This is a genomic window from Streptomyces sp. DH10, assembly GCF_029813805.1.
Classification (GTDB): Bacteria; Actinomycetota; Actinomycetes; order Streptomycetales; family Streptomycetaceae; genus Streptomyces; species Streptomyces coeruleofuscus.
The window spans coordinates 1-16754 of sequence record NZ_JARVKU010000013.1; the positions used below are offsets into that span (position 1 = coordinate 1).

At 70.7% G+C, this 16754-nt stretch carries 14 protein-coding genes; all 14 read left to right on the forward strand.

Annotated features, from left to right (window positions below; genetic code table 11):
- A partial coding sequence (locus tag QC385_RS25365) for a DALR anticodon-binding domain-containing protein (protein WP_279543666.1) occupies window positions 1-476 on the forward strand: 476 nt, incomplete at its 5' end.
- 16 nt (window positions 477-492) lie between these two features.
- The gene (gene lysA, locus QC385_RS25370; protein ID WP_279543667.1) at window positions 493-1884 is read left to right on the forward strand and encodes a diaminopimelate decarboxylase; all 1392 of its coding nucleotides are present in this window, start codon (window positions 493-495) and stop codon (window positions 1882-1884) included.
- A gap of 237 nt (window positions 1885-2121) precedes the next feature.
- A complete protein-coding gene (locus tag QC385_RS25375) occupies window positions 2122-3414 on the forward strand; it encodes a homoserine dehydrogenase (protein ID WP_279543668.1) in 1293 nt (430 codons plus the stop codon).
- Between the two features lie 6 nt (window positions 3415-3420).
- Window positions 3421-4479: a threonine synthase gene (thrC, locus tag QC385_RS25380; protein ID WP_279543669.1), complete on the forward strand. Its 1059-nt coding sequence runs from the start codon at window positions 3421-3423 to the stop codon at window positions 4477-4479.
- A gap of 294 nt (window positions 4480-4773) precedes the next feature.
- Window positions 4774-5703 (forward strand): homoserine kinase, encoded by a 930-nt coding sequence (gene thrB, locus QC385_RS25385; protein ID WP_279543670.1) that lies wholly within the window; start codon window positions 4774-4776, stop codon window positions 5701-5703.
- 402 nt (window positions 5704-6105) lie between these two features.
- Complete coding sequence (gene rho / locus QC385_RS25390; protein ID WP_279543671.1) at window positions 6106-8214, forward strand: transcription termination factor Rho; 2109 nt, start codon at window positions 6106-6108, stop codon at window positions 8212-8214.
- Between the two features lie 124 nt (window positions 8215-8338).
- The gene (locus tag QC385_RS25395) at window positions 8339-10138 is read left to right on the forward strand and encodes a trypsin-like serine protease (protein ID WP_279543873.1); all 1800 of its coding nucleotides are present in this window, start codon (window positions 8339-8341) and stop codon (window positions 10136-10138) included.
- A gap of 209 nt (window positions 10139-10347) precedes the next feature.
- Window positions 10348-11484: an LCP family protein gene (locus QC385_RS25400; protein WP_279543672.1), complete on the forward strand. Its 1137-nt coding sequence runs from the start codon at window positions 10348-10350 to the stop codon at window positions 11482-11484.
- A 197-nt stretch (window positions 11485-11681) separates the two neighbouring features.
- Window positions 11682-11903, forward strand: coding sequence for a 50S ribosomal protein L31 (gene rpmE, locus QC385_RS25405; protein ID WP_010040182.1), 222 nt, complete (start codon window positions 11682-11684; stop codon window positions 11901-11903).
- Window positions 11904-12009: 106 nt separating this feature from the next.
- The gene (prfA, locus tag QC385_RS25410; RefSeq protein WP_279543674.1) at window positions 12010-13086 is read left to right on the forward strand and encodes a peptide chain release factor 1; all 1077 of its coding nucleotides are present in this window, start codon (window positions 12010-12012) and stop codon (window positions 13084-13086) included.
- A gap of 78 nt (window positions 13087-13164) precedes the next feature.
- Window positions 13165-14004 (forward strand): peptide chain release factor N(5)-glutamine methyltransferase, encoded by an 840-nt coding sequence (prmC, locus tag QC385_RS25415; protein WP_086852636.1) that lies wholly within the window; start codon window positions 13165-13167, stop codon window positions 14002-14004.
- A gap of 61 nt (window positions 14005-14065) precedes the next feature.
- Window positions 14066-14713, forward strand: coding sequence for an L-threonylcarbamoyladenylate synthase (locus QC385_RS25420; protein WP_150483046.1), 648 nt, complete (start codon window positions 14066-14068; stop codon window positions 14711-14713).
- Window positions 14710-15390 carry an arsenate reductase/protein-tyrosine-phosphatase family protein gene (locus tag QC385_RS25425; protein ID WP_059417218.1) on the forward strand — a complete coding sequence of 227 codons (681 nt, stop codon included), beginning with the start codon at window positions 14710-14712 and terminating at the stop codon, window positions 15388-15390. The genes QC385_RS25420 and QC385_RS25425 overlap by 4 nt, the downstream gene beginning before the upstream one ends.
- 71 nt (window positions 15391-15461) lie before the next feature.
- On the forward strand, window positions 15462-16700 hold the full coding sequence (glyA, locus tag QC385_RS25430; protein ID WP_279543675.1) for a serine hydroxymethyltransferase: 1239 nt from the start codon (window positions 15462-15464) through the stop codon (window positions 16698-16700).
- Window positions 16701-16754 lie beyond the last annotated feature (54 nt).

Consider the following 16754-nt stretch of genomic DNA (forward strand, 5'->3'; position numbering starts at 1 on the left):
CCCCCGCCGACCCCCTCCCCCTCGGCCGCGACTCCGCCCGCTGGGCCCTGCTGTTCCCGGCCGCCCACGACCGGCCCCGGATTCCCGGCGATCACCTGGCTCAGCGGGAGACCAACCCTCTCTTCCGCGTCCGGTACGCCCACGCCCGCACCCGGGCACTCCTGCGCAACGCCGCCGACCTGGGCTTCCACCCCGAGCCCGGCCCCGTGAGCGACGCGGAAGCACTGCTCGCCGTACTCGGCGACCATCCGCGCATCCTCGCCACCACCGCCACCCACCGCAGCCCCGACCGCCTGGCCCGGCACCTCGTCGCCGTCGCCGACGCCACGCTGCCGCTGCTCCCGGCCGTGCTGCCCCTGGGCGACGAGAAACCCTCGGCCGCCCACCGTGCCCGGCTCGCTCTCGCCGAAGCCGCCGGGGCGGTGCTGGCCGGTGGCCTGTCCCTGCTCGGCATCGACGCACCCGACCATCTCTGAGAGACGCATACCGATCATGAGCCGTTCCGCACACCCCGCCGGGCCCCGTCACGCCGACGTCCTCCCCGAGGGCCACTACTCGGCCCCGCCCGCCGACCTCAACGCCCTGGACCCGAAGGTCTGGGCCCAGACCGTGACGCGTGAGGAGCACGGGGTCGCCACTGTCGGAGGGATCTCCGTCACGCGGCTGGCCGAGGAGTTCGGCACCCCGGCCTACATCCTCGACGAGGCCGACTTCCGGTCACGCGCGCGTGCGTGGCGCACGGCGTTCGGGACCGACGCCGACGTCTACTACGCGGGCAAGGCGTTCCTCTGCCGTGCCGTCGTGCGCTGGCTGCACGAGGAAGGGCTGAACGTCGACGTCTGCTCCGGCGGCGAGCTGGCCACCGCCCTGTCCGCCGGCATGCCCGCCGACCGCATCGCCTTCCACGGCAACAACAAGTCCGTCGACGAGATCACCAGGGCCGTCGAGGTGGGTGTGGGCCACATCGTGCTCGACTCCTTCCAGGAGATCGTCCGGGTCGCCCACATCGCGGAGAGCCTCGGGAAGCGGCAGAAGGTCCTGATCCGGATCACCGTCGGCGTCGAGGCCCACACCCACGAGTTCATCGCCACGGCCCACGAGGACCAGAAGTTCGGCATTCCGCTGGCCGGCGGGCAGGCCGCCGAGGCCGTACGCCGTGCCCTCCAGCTCGACGGGCTCGAGCTCGTCGGCCTCCACAGCCACATCGGTTCGCAGATCTTCGACATGTCCGGGTTCGAGGTCGCCGCGCACCGGGTCGTCATGCTGCTCAAGGACGTCCGCGACGAGCACGGTGTCGAGCTGCCCGAGATCGACCTCGGCGGCGGGCTCGGGATCGCGTACACGAGTGACGACGACCCGCGCGAGCCGCACGAGATCGCCAAGGCGCTTCAAGAGATCGTCAGCCGTGAGTGCGAGGCCGCCAAGCTGCGCACGCCGCGCATCTCCGTCGAGCCGGGGCGCGCCATCGTCGGCCCGACCGCCTTCACGCTCTACGAGGTCGGCACCGTCAAGCCCCTCGACGGCCTGCGGACGTACGTCTCCGTCGACGGCGGCATGTCGGACAACATCCGTACCGCGCTGTACGACGCCGAGTACAGCGTCGCGCTGGTCTCCCGCACCTCCGACGCCGAGCCGATGCTCGCCCGGGTCGTCGGCAAGCACTGCGAGAGCGGGGACATCGTGGTCAAGGACGCGTTCCTGCCGGCCGACGTGGCACCGGGTGACCTCATCGCCGTACCGGCCACGGGTGCCTACTGCCGGTCCATGGCCAGCAACTACAACCATGTGCTGCGGCCGCCGGTCGTGAGCGTGCGCGATGGTGAGGCCCGGGTGATCGTCCGCCGTGAGACGGAGGAGGACCTGCTGCGTCTCGACGTCGGCTGAGCGAGAAAGAGAACGAGAACGAGAAGGCAGAGGCGGCGGCCGAGAAGCCGACGGCCGAAAGGCCGAAAACCCACAGGCCGAAGACCGACAAGCCGAACTCCACGGGGCGAAAGATCTCCTGTCTGCCGCCCCAGGGGAAATGAAATAGACATCTCACGATCCGGACCGGGGGCAGAAACTCCCGTCCGGTGAGTGAGACTGGTTCCACCGTAGACGGTAATGAGGAAACGAGGTCGGATGATGCGTACGCGTCCGCTGAAGGTGGCGCTGCTGGGCTGTGGAGTGGTCGGCTCAGAGGTGGCGCGCATCATGACGACGCACGCCGACGACCTCGCGGCCCGGATCGGGGCTCCCGTGGAGCTGGCCGGCGTGGCCGTGCGGCGGCCCGACCGGGTCAGGGAAGGCATCGACCAGGCCCTCGTCACCACCGACGCCACCGCCCTCGTCAAACGCGGCGACATCGACGTCGTGGTGGAGGTGATCGGCGGGATCGAGCCCGCGCGGACCCTCATCACCACCGCCTTCGAGCACGGCGCCTCCGTCGTCTCCGCCAACAAGGCGCTCCTCGCCCAGGACGGGGCGGCCCTGCACGCCGCCGCCGAGGAGCACGACAAGGACCTCTACTACGAGGCCGCCGTCGCCGGTGCCATCCCGCTGATCCGGCCGCTGCGCGAGTCCCTCGCCGGCGACAAGATCAACCGGGTGATGGGCATCGTCAACGGGACCACCAACTTCATCCTCGACAAGATGGACTCCACGGGCGCCGGGTACCAGGAGGCCCTCGACGAGGCCACCGCCCTGGGCTACGCCGAGGCCGACCCGACCGCCGACGTCGAGGGCTTCGACGCCGCCGCCAAGGCCGCCATCCTCGCCGGTATCGCCTTCCACACGCGCGTGCGCCTCGACGACGTCTACCGCGAGGGCATGACCGAGGTGACGGCGGCCGACTTCGCCTCCGCGAAGGAGATGGGCTGCACGATCAAGCTGCTCGCCATCTGCGAGCGGGCCGCGGACGGGGCGTCCGTCACCGCGCGCGTGCATCCCGCGATGATCCCGCTCAGTCACCCGCTGGCCTCCGTGCGCGGCGCCTACAACGCCGTGTTCGTCGAGTCCGACGCCGCCGGGCAGCTCATGTTCTACGGCCCCGGAGCGGGCGGTTCCCCCACGGCCTCCGCCGTGCTCGGCGACCTCGTCGCCGTCTGCCGCAACCGGCTCAGCGGCGCGACCGGACCGGGGGAGTCCGCCTACGCCGCCCTCACCGTGTCCCCGATGGGCGACGTCGTCACGCGCTACCACATCAGCCTGGACGTGGCTGACAAACCGGGTGTTCTCGCCCAGGTCGCGACCGTCTTCGCCGAGCACGGAGTCTCGATCGATACGGTTCGCCAATCGGGGAAGGACGGCGAGGCCTCCCTCGTCGTCGTCACGCACCGCGCGTCCGACGCCGCCCTCACCGGGACCGTCGAGGCGTTGCGCAAGCTCGACACCGTGCGTGGTGTCGCCAGCATCATGCGGGTTGAAGGAGAGTAACCAGCAATGACTCACCAGTGGCGCGGAATCATCGAGGAGTACCGGGACCGTCTGCCGGTATCCGACACCACGCCGGTCGTGACGCTCCGCGAGGGCGGCACGCCGCTCGTGCCCGCGCAGGTGCTCTCCGAGCGCACGGGCTGCGAGGTCCACCTCAAGGTGGAGGGCGCGAACCCGACCGGGTCCTTCAAGGACCGCGGTATGACCATGGCCATCACCCGGGCCAAGGAGGAGGGCGCGAAGGCCGTCATCTGTGCCTCCACCGGCAACACGTCGGCCTCCGCCGCCGCGTACGCCGTGCGGGCCGGGATGGTCTGTGCCGTCCTCGTGCCGCAGGGCAAGATCGCGCTCGGCAAGATGGGCCAGGCCCTCGTGCACGGCGCGAAGATCCTCCAGGTCGACGGCAACTTCGACGACTGCCTCACGCTCGCGCGCGGCCTGAGCGACAACTACCCCGTCGCTCTGGTCAATTCGGTCAATCCGGTGCGCATCGAGGGGCAGAAGACCGCGTCGTTCGAGATCGTGGACATGCTGGGCGACGCACCCGACATCCACGTCCTGCCGGTGGGCAACGCGGGCAACATCACGGCCTATTGGAAGGGCTACAAGGAGTACGCCGCCGACGGCGTCGCCTCCCGGGCGCCCCGCATGTGGGGTTTCCAGGCCTCGGGCAGTGCCCCGATCGTGCGCGGCGAGGTCGTCAAGGACCCGTCGACCATCGCCACCGCCATCCGCATCGGCAACCCGGCCTCGTGGCAGTACGCGCTCGCCGCGCGGGAGGAGTCGGGCGGCTTCATCGACGAGGTGACGGACCGTGAGATCCTGCGCGCCTACCGGCTGTTGGCCTCGCAGGAGGGTGTCTTCGTGGAGCCCGCGTCCGCCGCGTCCGTCGCCGGTCTGCTGAAGGCCGCCGAGCAGGGCAAGGTCGACCCGGGGCAGCGGATCGTGTGCACCGTCACGGGCAACGGACTGAAGGACCCCGACTGGGCCGTCGCGGGTGCCCCGCAGCCGGTCACCGTACCCGTCGACTCGGCGGCGGCCGCGGAGCGCCTCGGGCTGGTCTGACGTGCGCCGACGCTCCGAGCGCCGGTGTAACGCCCGACACGGTCCGGCGTAAGACGGCGCTTGACCGGGGAGGTTCCCTACGGGGGGTGCACAGGGGGCTTACGACACGCATCGTGCGCCTCCTGTGCGCCCTATGTCGCCACAGAACCTTCCTTCGATAGGCTGTACTGAACCCGCCCGCCGCATATGCCGCGGAGCCGCGCCGTCTCCGCGGCCCCCAGGGTTCTCGTACACCATCGAATGTCCGTCCCACGTCATTCGACAATCACGCAGCTCAAGGAGAGTCATCGAGCGATGGCCGGTCCAGCGTTCCGCGCCGCCGCCGTCCGGGTGCGCGTCCCCGCCACCAGCGCCAACCTCGGCCCGGGCTTCGACGCCCTCGGCCTCGCGCTGGGGTTGTACGACGACGTGGTCGTCCGGGTGGCCGACTCCGGGCTGCACATCGACATCGCGGGGGAGGGCAGCGAGACCCTCCCGCGCGACGAGCGGCACCTTCTCGTGCGTTCCCTGCGCACCGCCTTCGACCTGCTGGGCGGACAGCCGCGCGGCCTGGAGATCGTCTGCGCCAACCGCATTCCGCACGGCCGGGGCCTGGGCTCCTCCTCGGCCGCCATCTGCGCCGGCATCGTCGCCGCCCGGGCCGTGACCATAGGGGCCGAGGCCAAGCTCGACGACACCGCGCTGCTGGAGCTCGCCACCGAGATCGAGGGCCACCCCGACAACGTCGCCGCGTGTCTGCTGGGCGGCTTCACGCTGTCCTGGATGGAGGGCGGCGCGGCCCGGGCGATCAGGATGGAGCCCGCCGATTCCATCGTTCCGGTGGTTTTCGTGCCCGGAAAGCCGGTACTGACCGAAACCGCGCGCGGCCTGCTCCCGCGCTCCGTGCCGCACGTCGACGCCGCCACCAACGCGGGCCGGGCGGCCCTGCTCGTCGAGGCCATGACGCGGCGCCCCGAACTGCTGCTGCCCGCCACCGAGGACCGCCTCCACCAGGAGTACCGCGCCCCGGCCATGCCCGAGAGCGCGGCGCTGGTGGAGCGGCTGCGGGGCGAGGGCGTCCCCGCGGTGATCTCCGGCGCCGGCCCGACGGTCATGGCGCTGGCCGACCCGGGCACCGCCGACAAGGTCGAGGCCCTGGCGGGCGCGGACTGGGCCGCGAACCGGCTGAGCCTCGATCCGCAGGGCGCGATCGTGCTGCCGCTCGCGACCTCCACCGACATTTGAAAGCGCACGGTTGCCGGATTTCGAGAGGGGGAATGTTTGTTGGATCCGGTAGTGTTAACCTCAAGTCTGCACCCGACCCCACCATGGCGAGGTGCCTCGTGTCCCCGTCCGGGACAGACATTCTTCCGGGAGCCCCCCAAGCCGCACTGTGTTCCGTACGTCGGACCGTACGCCGTACACGGACACTGAGCGGGGCGCAGGGCATGCTCCGGAACCGGTGCGACCACGCCGCGTGACACTGACACTGGGTGCCACGGCATACGGAAGCGCCATCACCAGATTCCTCCGCCGCTGAGGCGGACCACCGCCCCGGCACGGTTCACACCACACGAACCGAAGCCGGACAGCACAACCGGTCGCCGAGCCAGACAGGCCGACGTCCGCTCCAGGGAAGGACCCTTCGTGAGCGACACCACCGATCTGATGGGCGCACGTGTCGAGGAGACCGCTGCCGCGCCCGCCACGGACGCCTCCGCGCCTGCCGCCGGTGCCGGCTCCCGGCGGCGCCGCGGTACCGGCCTCGAGGGCATGGTGCTGGCCGAGCTGCAACAGGTCGCATCCGGCCTCGGTATCAGGGGCACCGCGCGTATGCGCAAGAGCCAGCTGATCGAGGTCATCAAGGAGGCGCAGGCGTCCGGCGGCGCCGCTCCGGCCGCGAAGGCCGAGGCCCCCGCCGAGACCAAGCCGAAGCGCCGCGCCACCTCCCGGACCCGTACGGGGGACAACGCCGAGAAGGCGGAGAAGAAGGCGGACGCGAAGCAGGCTTCCGAGGCCCCCGCCCAGAAGGCCGACAAGGCCGAGAAGGCCGTGGCCCAGCAGCAGATCGAGATCCCCGGCCAGCCGGCTGGGGGCCCCTCCCGCGCGAGCGCAGCCGAGCGTGGGGGAGAAGCCGAGCGTGGGGGAGACGACGCGCCCTCCGAGCGCCGCCGTCGCCGGGCCACCGCCGACGCCGGTTCGCCGGCCGCCGCCGCTCCCGAGACGGTCGCCGCCGAGGCGAAGAACGAGTCCAGGGGCGAGTCGCAGGCGCAGCAGCAGTCCCAGAACGACGCCAAGTCCGACGGGGGCGAGGGCGGCGAGGGCCGCCGTCGCGACCGCCGTGACCGCGGCCGGGACCGGGACGGCGGCCGTGACGGTGGCCGTGACCGTGACGGTGGCCGTGATCGCGACCGCCGGGGCAACAAGGGCGACGACCAGCAGGGCGGCCAGCGCGGCCAGCAGAACCAGCAGGGCGGCGGCCGTCAGGACCGTGACCGCCAGCAGGACGACGACGACTTCGAGGGCGGCCGCCGTGGCCGTCGCGGGCGCTACCGCGACCGCCGTGGCCGTCGCGGGCGCGACGAGATCGCCTCCGAGCCGCAGATCGCCGAGGACGACGTCCTGATCCCCGTCGCGGGCATCCTGGACATCCTCGACAACTACGCCTTCATCCGCACGTCCGGCTACCTGCCCGGCCCGAACGACGTGTACGTCTCCCTCGCCCAGGTCCGCAAGAACGGCCTGCGCAAGGGCGACCACATCACCGGTGCGGTCCGCCAGCCGAAGGAGGGCGAGCGCCGCGAGAAGTTCAACGCGCTGGTGCGCCTGGACTCCGTCAACGGCATGGCGCCCGAACACGGCCGCGGCCGCCCGGAGTTCAACAAGCTGACGCCGCTGTACCCGCAGGACCGCCTCCGCCTGGAGACGGACCCGGGCGTGCTGACCACCCGCATCATCGACCTCGTGTCGCCGATCGGTAAGGGCCAGCGCGGTCTGATCGTGGCCCCGCCGAAGACCGGCAAGACCATGATCATGCAGGCGATCGCCAACGCGATCACGCACAACAACCCCGAGTGCCACCTGATGGTCGTCCTGGTCGACGAGCGTCCGGAAGAGGTCACCGACATGCAGCGGTCGGTCAAGGGCGAGGTCATCTCCTCGACCTTCGACCGCCCGGCCGAGGACCACACGACGGTCGCGGAGCTCGCCATCGAGCGTGCGAAGCGGCTGGTCGAGCTCGGTCACGACGTGGTCGTCCTGCTGGACTCCATCACGCGTCTGGGCCGTGCGTACAACCTCGCCGCCCCGGCCTCCGGCCGCATCCTGTCCGGTGGTGTCGACTCCACCGCGCTGTACCCGCCGAAGCGCTTCTTCGGTGCCGCGCGGAACATCGAGGACGGCGGTTCGCTGACCATCCTCGCCACCGCGCTGGTGGACACCGGGTCCCGCATGGACGAGGTGATCTTCGAGGAGTTCAAGGGCACGGGCAACGCCGAGCTCAAGCTCGACCGGAAGCTCGCCGACAAGCGCATCTTCCCGGCGGTGGACGTGGACGCGTCCGGCACCCGTAAGGAAGAGATCCTGCTCGCTCCCGACGAGCTCGGCATCGTCTGGAAGCTGCGCCGGGTGCTGCACGCCCTCGACCAGCAGCAGGCGGTCGAGCTGCTCCTCGACAAGATGAAGCAGACGAAGTCGAACGCCGAGTTCCTGATGCAGATCCAGAAGACCACTCCGACGCCGGGCAACGGCGACTGAGACAGGCACCGCGCAAGAGGGCCGCTCCCGGAAACGGGGGCGGCCCTTTGTGATGGTCGTGCGGGGGTTAGGATCACGCTCTTCGAACTTGTGATCCCGAGGGGGGACATACGTGGGTAGAACCATGCCCGGGGGCGGTCGGCACAGACGCCGGATACGCATCGCCGTTCCCGTCGCCGCGGCAGGCGTCGCCGCCGCCGTGGCCGCCGCGCTGCTGACGACGTCCGCCGGCGCGGCCACCGCACTGCCGCGGCCGACGATCGAGCCCGCCATCAGCTCACCGTCACTCGCCGAGCTGGAGAAGCGCGTCGCGGGCGCCATGGCCGGTGACGACACGGCGGGCAGGACGAGCAAGACGTCGCTGAGCGCGAGCACGAGCACCAGCCCGTCCACCATCGACCCGAAGGTCATCGGCGGCAACGAGACCACCATCACCTCGGCCCCGTGGATGACGCAGCTCCACTACTACGACGACCGGGGCACCTCCAGCACTGGCGACGACATCGGCTTCTTCTGCGGCGGCGCCGTGGTCGCGCCGACGAAGATCCTCACCGCCGCGCACTGCGTCAAGGGCTACGACTGGCACGCCAACGGCGCCATCGTCACCGGCACCTCCCAGCTGCCCTCGGCCGACGGCACCGACCTGCACGGCGGCACCGTCACCGGCGTCTGGCGGCAGTGGAACCACCCGTCGTACAACGCGACGACGATCGACAACGACATCGCGGTGCTCACCCTGCCCGTCCCGGTCAAGGCCACGCCGATCCGCATGACGACGTCCGGCGACACCACCTCGTACAAGGCCGGCACCAGCGCCAAGGTCTACGGCTGGGGCCGCACCAGCTCCACCAGCGACGCCATCTCCGAGACGCTGAAGACGGCCACGCTGCCCGTCCAGTCCGACACCACCTGCGCCGGGGCGTACGGCAGCGACTTCGTCAAGGGCCACATGGTCTGCGCGGGCAACCCCGCCACCGGAAGCGACGCCGGCACCACCAGTGCCTGCAACGGTGACTCCGGCGGCCCCCTGGTCGTGAACAACCGGATCGTCGGTGTCGTGTCCTGGGGCGTGACGGACTGCGTCGCGAAGGGCGCCTACAGCGTCTTCGCCAAGGTCAGCTCCTACGTCGGCGCGACCTACCCGCGCGTCGACGACACCAACGTCAGCGGCGACCACAAGGCCGACCTGTGGGTGCGCAACGCCTCCACCAAGACCGGCTACTCCAAGGACTCCAAGGGCACGTCGTTCGCCGCCCGTGAGTCCTGGGGCAACTGGGACGGCGTCAACGTCGTCCTCCAGAGCGATCTCGACCGGGACGGCTACCAGGACCTGGTCTACCGGCGCAGCAGCGACGGCGACCTCTTCTGGACCCACTACGTGATCTCCAGCGGCACCTGGTCCACCAAGCAGATCGCCGACAACTGGAAGACCCGCACCCGCATCATCACCCCCGGTGACGTCACCGGCGACTACCTGCCCGACCTGCTCTCGGTCGACTCGGCGGGCGTGATGTGGATCTACCCGGGCAAGGGCAACGGCACCTTCGCGCCCCGCGTGAAGGTCGGCTCCGGCTGGAACCAGTACAACTCCGTCCGCGGCAAGGGTGACTTCACCGGCGACGGCAAGACGGACCTGATCGCCCGCAGCAAGACGGGCGGCACGATCTACCTGTACAAGGGCACCGGCACGGCCGGCTCCGGCGCGTTCTCCGGCCGCGTCAAGGTGCGCACCTGGAGCAGCACGACGTACAACGCCTTCGACGCGACCGGCGACATCACCGGTGACGGCAAGGCCGACTTCCTGGCCCGTACGCCCGGCGGCACGCTCTACCTCTACAAGGGCACCGGCAAGGCCACCAGCGAGATCTTCGCCACAAGGATCTCTGTCGGTACCGATTTCAAGCAGTACGACATCTTCGGCTGAACCCGCAGGTGAGCGAGGTACCCCCTCGCTTAGCCGAACACGCACTGTGCCCACCGCCCCACGCGGTGGGCACAGTCCGTTGTGCAACCCTTTCCCGAGTTTCTCCGTCTGACCAGGCGGAGCGACGATGGTGCCAGGAGGACTCCCCGACCGAACACGCCTGGCACTGACCGCAGGGGGTAACCGACCGTAGACGAGCTGAGGAGCACATGTCTGCCGAGAGCACGCCGGGTCCGGGCATACCGGGCGATACCGGCACCACCGGGCCGCGCCACCGCGCCAAGGGGCGACGCCGCAAGCCCCCTAAGCGCCACACGGGGCTGCTGGTGACGGCCTGGACCGCCGCGGGCATCGTCGTTCTGGGCGGCGCCGGGGCGGGGTACCTGTACTTCAAGCTCAACGGCAACCTGAAGAGCGTCGACATCGACCAGGCCCTCGGCACCGACCGGCCCAAGAAGGCCGACAATGGCTCGGAGAACATCCTCGTCCTCGGCTCCGACACCCGTGCCGGCGGCAACAAGAAGCTCGGCGGCGGCACCGACGACGGCAGCGCCCGCTCCGACACGGCGATGATCGTGCACGTCTACAAGGGCCACAAGAAGGCCAGCGTGGTCTCCATCCCGCGGGACACCCTCATCGACCGGCCCGAGTGCACGGACACCAAGGGCGACGAGCACCCCGCCGCGAACAGCGTCATGTTCAACTCCGCGTACTCCACCGGCGGGGCCGCCTGCGCCGTGAAGACCGTCGAGTCGGTCACCGACCTGCGCATGGACCACTACCTGGAGGTCGACTTCGCCGGCTTCCAGAGGCTCATCGACGACCTCGGCGGTGTCGAGGTCACCACGACCAAGAGCATCGACGACCCCGACAGCCACCTGAAGCTGAAGGCCGGCACCCACAGACTCGACGGCGAGCAGGCCCTCGGCCTGGTCCGCACCCGCCACGGCGTCGGCGACGGCTCCGACCTGGGCCGCATCCAGCTCCAGCAGGCCTTCATCAAGGCCCTGGTCAACCAGATCAAGGACGTCGGCGTCTTCACGAACCCCAAGAAGCTGCTCGACCTCGCGGAGACCGCGACCAAGACGGTGACGACCGACTCCGACCTCGGCTCGGTCAACAAGCTCGCGTCCTTCGCGAGCGGCCTCCAGGGCATCACCCCGTCCAACATGCACATGGTCACCATGCCGGTCGCCTACGACCCGGCCGATCCCAACCGCGTCCTCCTCCAGGAGAAGAAGGCCGACCAGATCTGGAAGGCCCTGGAGAACGACAAGCCGATCCCGAAGAGCGCGACCGAGGGCACGGCGACAGGTGAGGCCAAGGGCGTCGTGAGCGGCTCCTGAGGGCCGTGGGCCCGTATCGATTCGCGGCTCCGCCGTGTGGGCGCAAACAACCCCGGCCGGCCCGCGGGGAACAAATATCGGCAACCCCCGGTTTTGGGGGATGGCACCAGTCCTGGCAGACTGGTACGTCGGCCCCGGTTCACGCTCCCGCATCCCGCGGCAGCGACCCGGCGCCCTCCCGAAACCTAGGAGACACCTTGAAGCGCGACATCCACCCCGCGTACGTCGAGACGCAGGTCAGCTGCACCTGCGGCGCGTCGTTCACCACCCGCAGCACCATCGAGTCCGGCGCGATCCGTGCCGACGTGTGCTCCGAGTGCCACCCGTTCTACACGGGCAAGCAGAAGATCCTCGACACCGGTGGCCGCGTGGCCCGCTTCGAGGCCCGCTTCGGCAAGGCCGCCGGCTCCAAGAAGTAGCGAGCCCCATTTCGCCGGTCCGCGGACGCGCCCCCTCACCGGGCGCTCCGGGACCGGCGTTTTTGGTCGTCCGCCCTTCACCCCCGCCAGTACACAGGAGCCCAAGATGTTCGAGGCCGTCGAGGATCTCGTCGCCGAGCACGCCGACCTGGAGAAGAAGCTCGCCGACCCGTCGGTCCACAACGACCAGGCCAACGCGCGCAAGCTGAACAAGCGTTACGCCGAGCTCACCCCGATCGTCGCCACGTACCGCTCCTGGACGCAGACGGGCGACGACATCGAGACCGCGCGCGAGTTCGCCGCCGACGACCCCGACTTCGTGGCCGAGGCCAAGGAGCTGGAACAGCGCCGCGAGGAGCTGACGGAGAAGCTGCGCCTGCTCCTCGTCCCGCGCGACCCCAGCGACGACAAGGACGTCATCCTCGAGATCAAGGCGGGCGCGGGCGGCGACGAGTCGGCCCTGTTCGCCGGCGACCTGCTGCGCATGTACCTGCGGTACGCCGAGCGGGTCGGCTGGAAGACCGAGATCATCGACGCCACCGAGTCCGAGCTCGGCGGCTACAAGGACGTCCAGGTGGCCGTGAAGACCAAGGGCGGCCAGGGCGCGACGGAGCCCGGACAGGGCGTGTGGGCCCGCCTGAAGTACGAGGGCGGCGTGCACCGCGTGCAGCGCGTGCCGGCCACCGAGTCCCAGGGCCGTATCCACACCTCCGCCGCCGGTGTCCTCGTCACGCCCGAGGCCGAGGAGGTCGACGTCGAGATCAACCCGAACGACCTCCGCATCGACGTCTACCGCTCCTCCGGCCCTGGCGGACAGTCCGTCAACACCACCGACTCCGCCGTGCGCATCACGCACGTCCCGACCGGAGTCGTCGCCTCCTGCCAGAACGAGAAGAGCCAGTTGCAGAACAAGGAGCAGGCACTGCGTATCCTGCGCTCCAGGCTGCTCGCCATCGCACAGGAGGAAGCGGAGAGGAACGCCGCGGACGCCCGCCGCAGCCAGGTCCGCACCGTCGACCGCTCCGAGAAGATCCGCACGTACAACTTCCCGGAGAACCGCCTCTCGGACCACCGCGTCGGCTTCAAGGCGTACAACCTGGACCAGGTCCTGGACGGCGACCTCGACGCGGTGATCCAGGCCTGCGTCGACGCGGACTCGGCGGCGAAGCTCGCGGCCGCGTAGGACACCCACAGGAGTACCGAGTACCGGAGGACTTGCGTGCAGCAGTCATTTGGGGGGCGACCCCCAAGCCCCCGCAGCGTGCTGCTCGCGGAGGTGGCCCAGGCCACCCAGCGGCTCGCCGACGCCGGCGTGCCCTCGCCGCGCACCGACGCGGAGGAACTCGCCGCGTTCGTGCACGGCGTCAAGCGCGGTGAGCTGCACTCCGTCAAGGACTCCGACTTCGACGCCCGCTACTGGGAGGTCATCGCCCGCCGCGAGGCCCGCGAGCCGCTCCAGCACATCACCGGGCGCGCCTACTTCCGGTACCTGGAACTCCAGGTCGGCCCCGGGGTGTTCGTGCCGCGGCCCGAGACGGAGTCCGTGGTCGGCTGGGCCATAGACGCGGTACGGGCCATGGACGTCGTCGAGCCGTGCATCGTCGACCTGTGCACCGGCTCCGGCGCCATCGCGCTCGCCCTCGCCCAGGAGGTGCCGCGCTCGCGCGTGCACGCCGTGGAGCTGTCCGAGGACGCCCTCAGGTGGACCCGCAAGAACGTGGAGGGGTCCAGGGTCGAGCTGCGCCAGGGAGACGCCCTGACGGCCTTCCCGGACCTCGACGGACAGGTCGACCTGGTCATCTCCAACCCGCCGTACATCCCGCTCACCGAGTGGGAGTACGTCGCCCCCGAGGCGCGGGACCACGACCCGGAACTGGCCCTGTTCTCCGGCGAGGACGGCCTCGACCTCATCCGCGGCCTGGAGCGCACCGCGCACCGGTTGCTGCGCCCCGGCGGTGTCGTGGTCGTGGAACACGCCGACACCCAGGGCGGCCAGGTGCCGTGGATCTTCGCCGAGGACCGGGGCTGGACCGACGCGGCCGACCATCCGGACCTGAACAACCGCCCGCGTTTCGCCACGGCCCGCAAGGCGCTGCCGTGAGCGGCCCGCAGTCTTCGCAGTCTTCATCCCAGCAGCACGTGTACGAGGAGGCCAGCTAAAGATGGCACGGCGATACGACACCAACGACGCGACCGACCGTGTGACCGGTCTGCGTGAGGCAGCGTCCGCCGTCCGCCGTGGCGAGCTCGTGGTACTGCCGACGGACACGGTGTACGGCATCGGCGCCGACGCGTTCTCCTCGGAGGCGGTCGCCGACCTGCTGGAGGCCAAGGGCCGGGGCCGCAACATGCCCACCCCCGTCCTCATCGGCTCCCCGAACACGCTGCACGGGCTCGTCACGGACTTCTCGGAGCTGGCCTGGGAGCTGGTCGACGCCTTCTGGCCCGGCGCGCTGACGCTCGTCGCCAAGCACCAGCCGTCCCTCCAGTGGGACCTGGGCGACACCCGTGGCACGGTCGCCGTGCGCATGCCGCTGCACCCCGTCGCCATCGAGCTGCTGACCGAGGTGGGCCCGATGGCCGTCTCCTCCGCCAACCTGACCGGGCATCCGGCGCCGGAGGACTGCGACGCCGCGCAGGAGATGCTCGGCGACTCCGTCTCCGTCTACCTGGACGGCGGCCCGACCCCCGGCAACGTCCCGTCGTCGATCGTCGACGTGACCCGTGAGGTGCCGCTGCTGCTGCGCGCCGGCGCGATCTCCGCGGAAGAGCTGCGGAAGGTCGTACCCGACCTCGAGGTGGCGAATTGACGGCCCCTGGAGCGGGGCGTGGCATAGGCAACGGGGAAAGCGCGGCGGAGATCACGACGACGTTCGTGGGGCTTCCGCGTGACAGCTTCCGCATCCTCCACGTCAGTACCGGCAACGTGTGCCGCTCGCCCATCACCGAGCGGCTGACCCGCCATTTCGTGCGGGAGCGGCTCGGGATCCTGGGCGGCGGGCTGATCGTGGAGAGCGCGGGCACCTGGGGCCACGAGGGCGCCCCCATGGAGGCCAACGCGGAGACCGTGCTGGCCGACTTCGGCGCGGACGCCTCCGGCTTCACCGGACGCGAGCTCCTCGACGAGCACGTGATCCGCGCCGACCTGGTGCTGACCGCCACCCGGGACCACCGGGCGCAGGTCATCTCCATGGGGCACTCGGCGGGCCTGCGGACCTTCACGCTCAAGGAGTTCACCCGCCTGGTGAAGGCCATCGACCCGGCGACCCTGCCGCCGCTGGAGGAGGGCGTGGTCACCCGCGCGCGTGCGCTGGTGCGCGCCGCGGCGGCTCTACGCGGGTGGCTGCTGGCGCCGAACGCCGAGGCGGACGAGGTCTACGACCCGTACGGGGCGCCCCTGACGTTCTTCCGGTCCATCGGGGACGAGATACACCAGGCACTCGATCCGGTCGTCACGGCCCTCACGGGCGTCCCCGCAAAGACGTAACGGCCGAGCGCACCGGGGGCCCCGGGCCTACATTGGACGTACGTCACCGTCGACGCCGCCCGGAGCCCACCATGACGGTCACCCCTGCCATCGAGGCCGACCTCCTGCGCCGCCAGGACCCCGAACTCGCCGACATCCTCCTCGGCGAGCGGGAGCGGCAGGCGACGACGCTCCAGCTGATCGCCGCCGAGAACTTCAGCTCGCCGGCCGTCCTGGCCACCCTCGGCTCGCCGCTCGCCAACAAGTACGCCGAGGGCTACCCGGGAGCGCGCCACCACGGCGGCTGCGAGATCGTCGACGTCGCCGAACGCGTCGCCGTGGACCGGGCCAGGGCGCTGTTCGGCGCCGAGCACGCCAACGTGCAGTCCCACTCCGGCTCTTCGGCCGTCCTGGCCGCCTACGCCGCCCTGCTGCGCCCCGGCGACACCGTCCTCGCCCTCGGCCTGCCGTACGGCGGCCACCTCACGCACGGCTCGCCCGCCAACTTCTCCGGCCGCTGGTTCGACTTCGTCGGCTACGGCGTGGAGGCCGAGTCCGGGCTGATCGACCACGACCAGGTGCGCACCCTGGCCCGCACGCGCCGGCCCAAGGCGATCGTGTGCGGCTCGATCGCCTACCCCCGGCACATCGACTACGCCTTCTTCCGGGAGGTCGCCGACGAGGTGGGCGCGTACCTCGTCGCGGACGCCGCGCATCCCATCGGCCTGGTCGCCGGGGGAGCGGCGCCGAACCCGGTGCCGTACGCGGACATCGTCTGTGCGACGACCCACAAGGTGCTGCGGGGCCCGCGCGGCGGCATGATCCTGTGCCGCGCGGAGCTGGCCGAGCGGGTGGACCGGGCCGTGTTCCCTTTCACACAGGGTGGTGCGCAGATGCACACCATCGCCGCCAAGGCGGTCGCGTTCGGGGAGGCGGCAACACCGGCGTTCTCCGTGTACGCCCATCAGGTGGTCGCCAATGCGAGGGTTCTCGCGGCCCGGCTGGCCGCCGAGGGCCTGGTCGTCACCACGGGCGGCACGGACACCCACCTGATCACCGCTGACCCGGCGCCGCTCGGCGTCGACGGCCGCACCGCCCGGGGCCGTCTCGCCGCGGCCGGCCTGGTCATGGACTGCTGCGCCCTGCCGCACGGCGACGCCCGGGGACTCAGGCTGGGCACGGCCGCCGTCACCACGCAGGGCATGGGCGAGGCGGAGATGGCGCGGATCGCCAAGCTGCTCGCGGGGGTGCTCAGGGGCGTGACGGAGACCGCGAGGGCCCGTGAAGAAGTGCGGGAGCTGGCCGGTGGATTTCCGCCGTATCCCCGCTGAGACGGGGTAAGCGCACCAGGGTGCACAGCTACTCGTGCAACCATCGTCGCTACC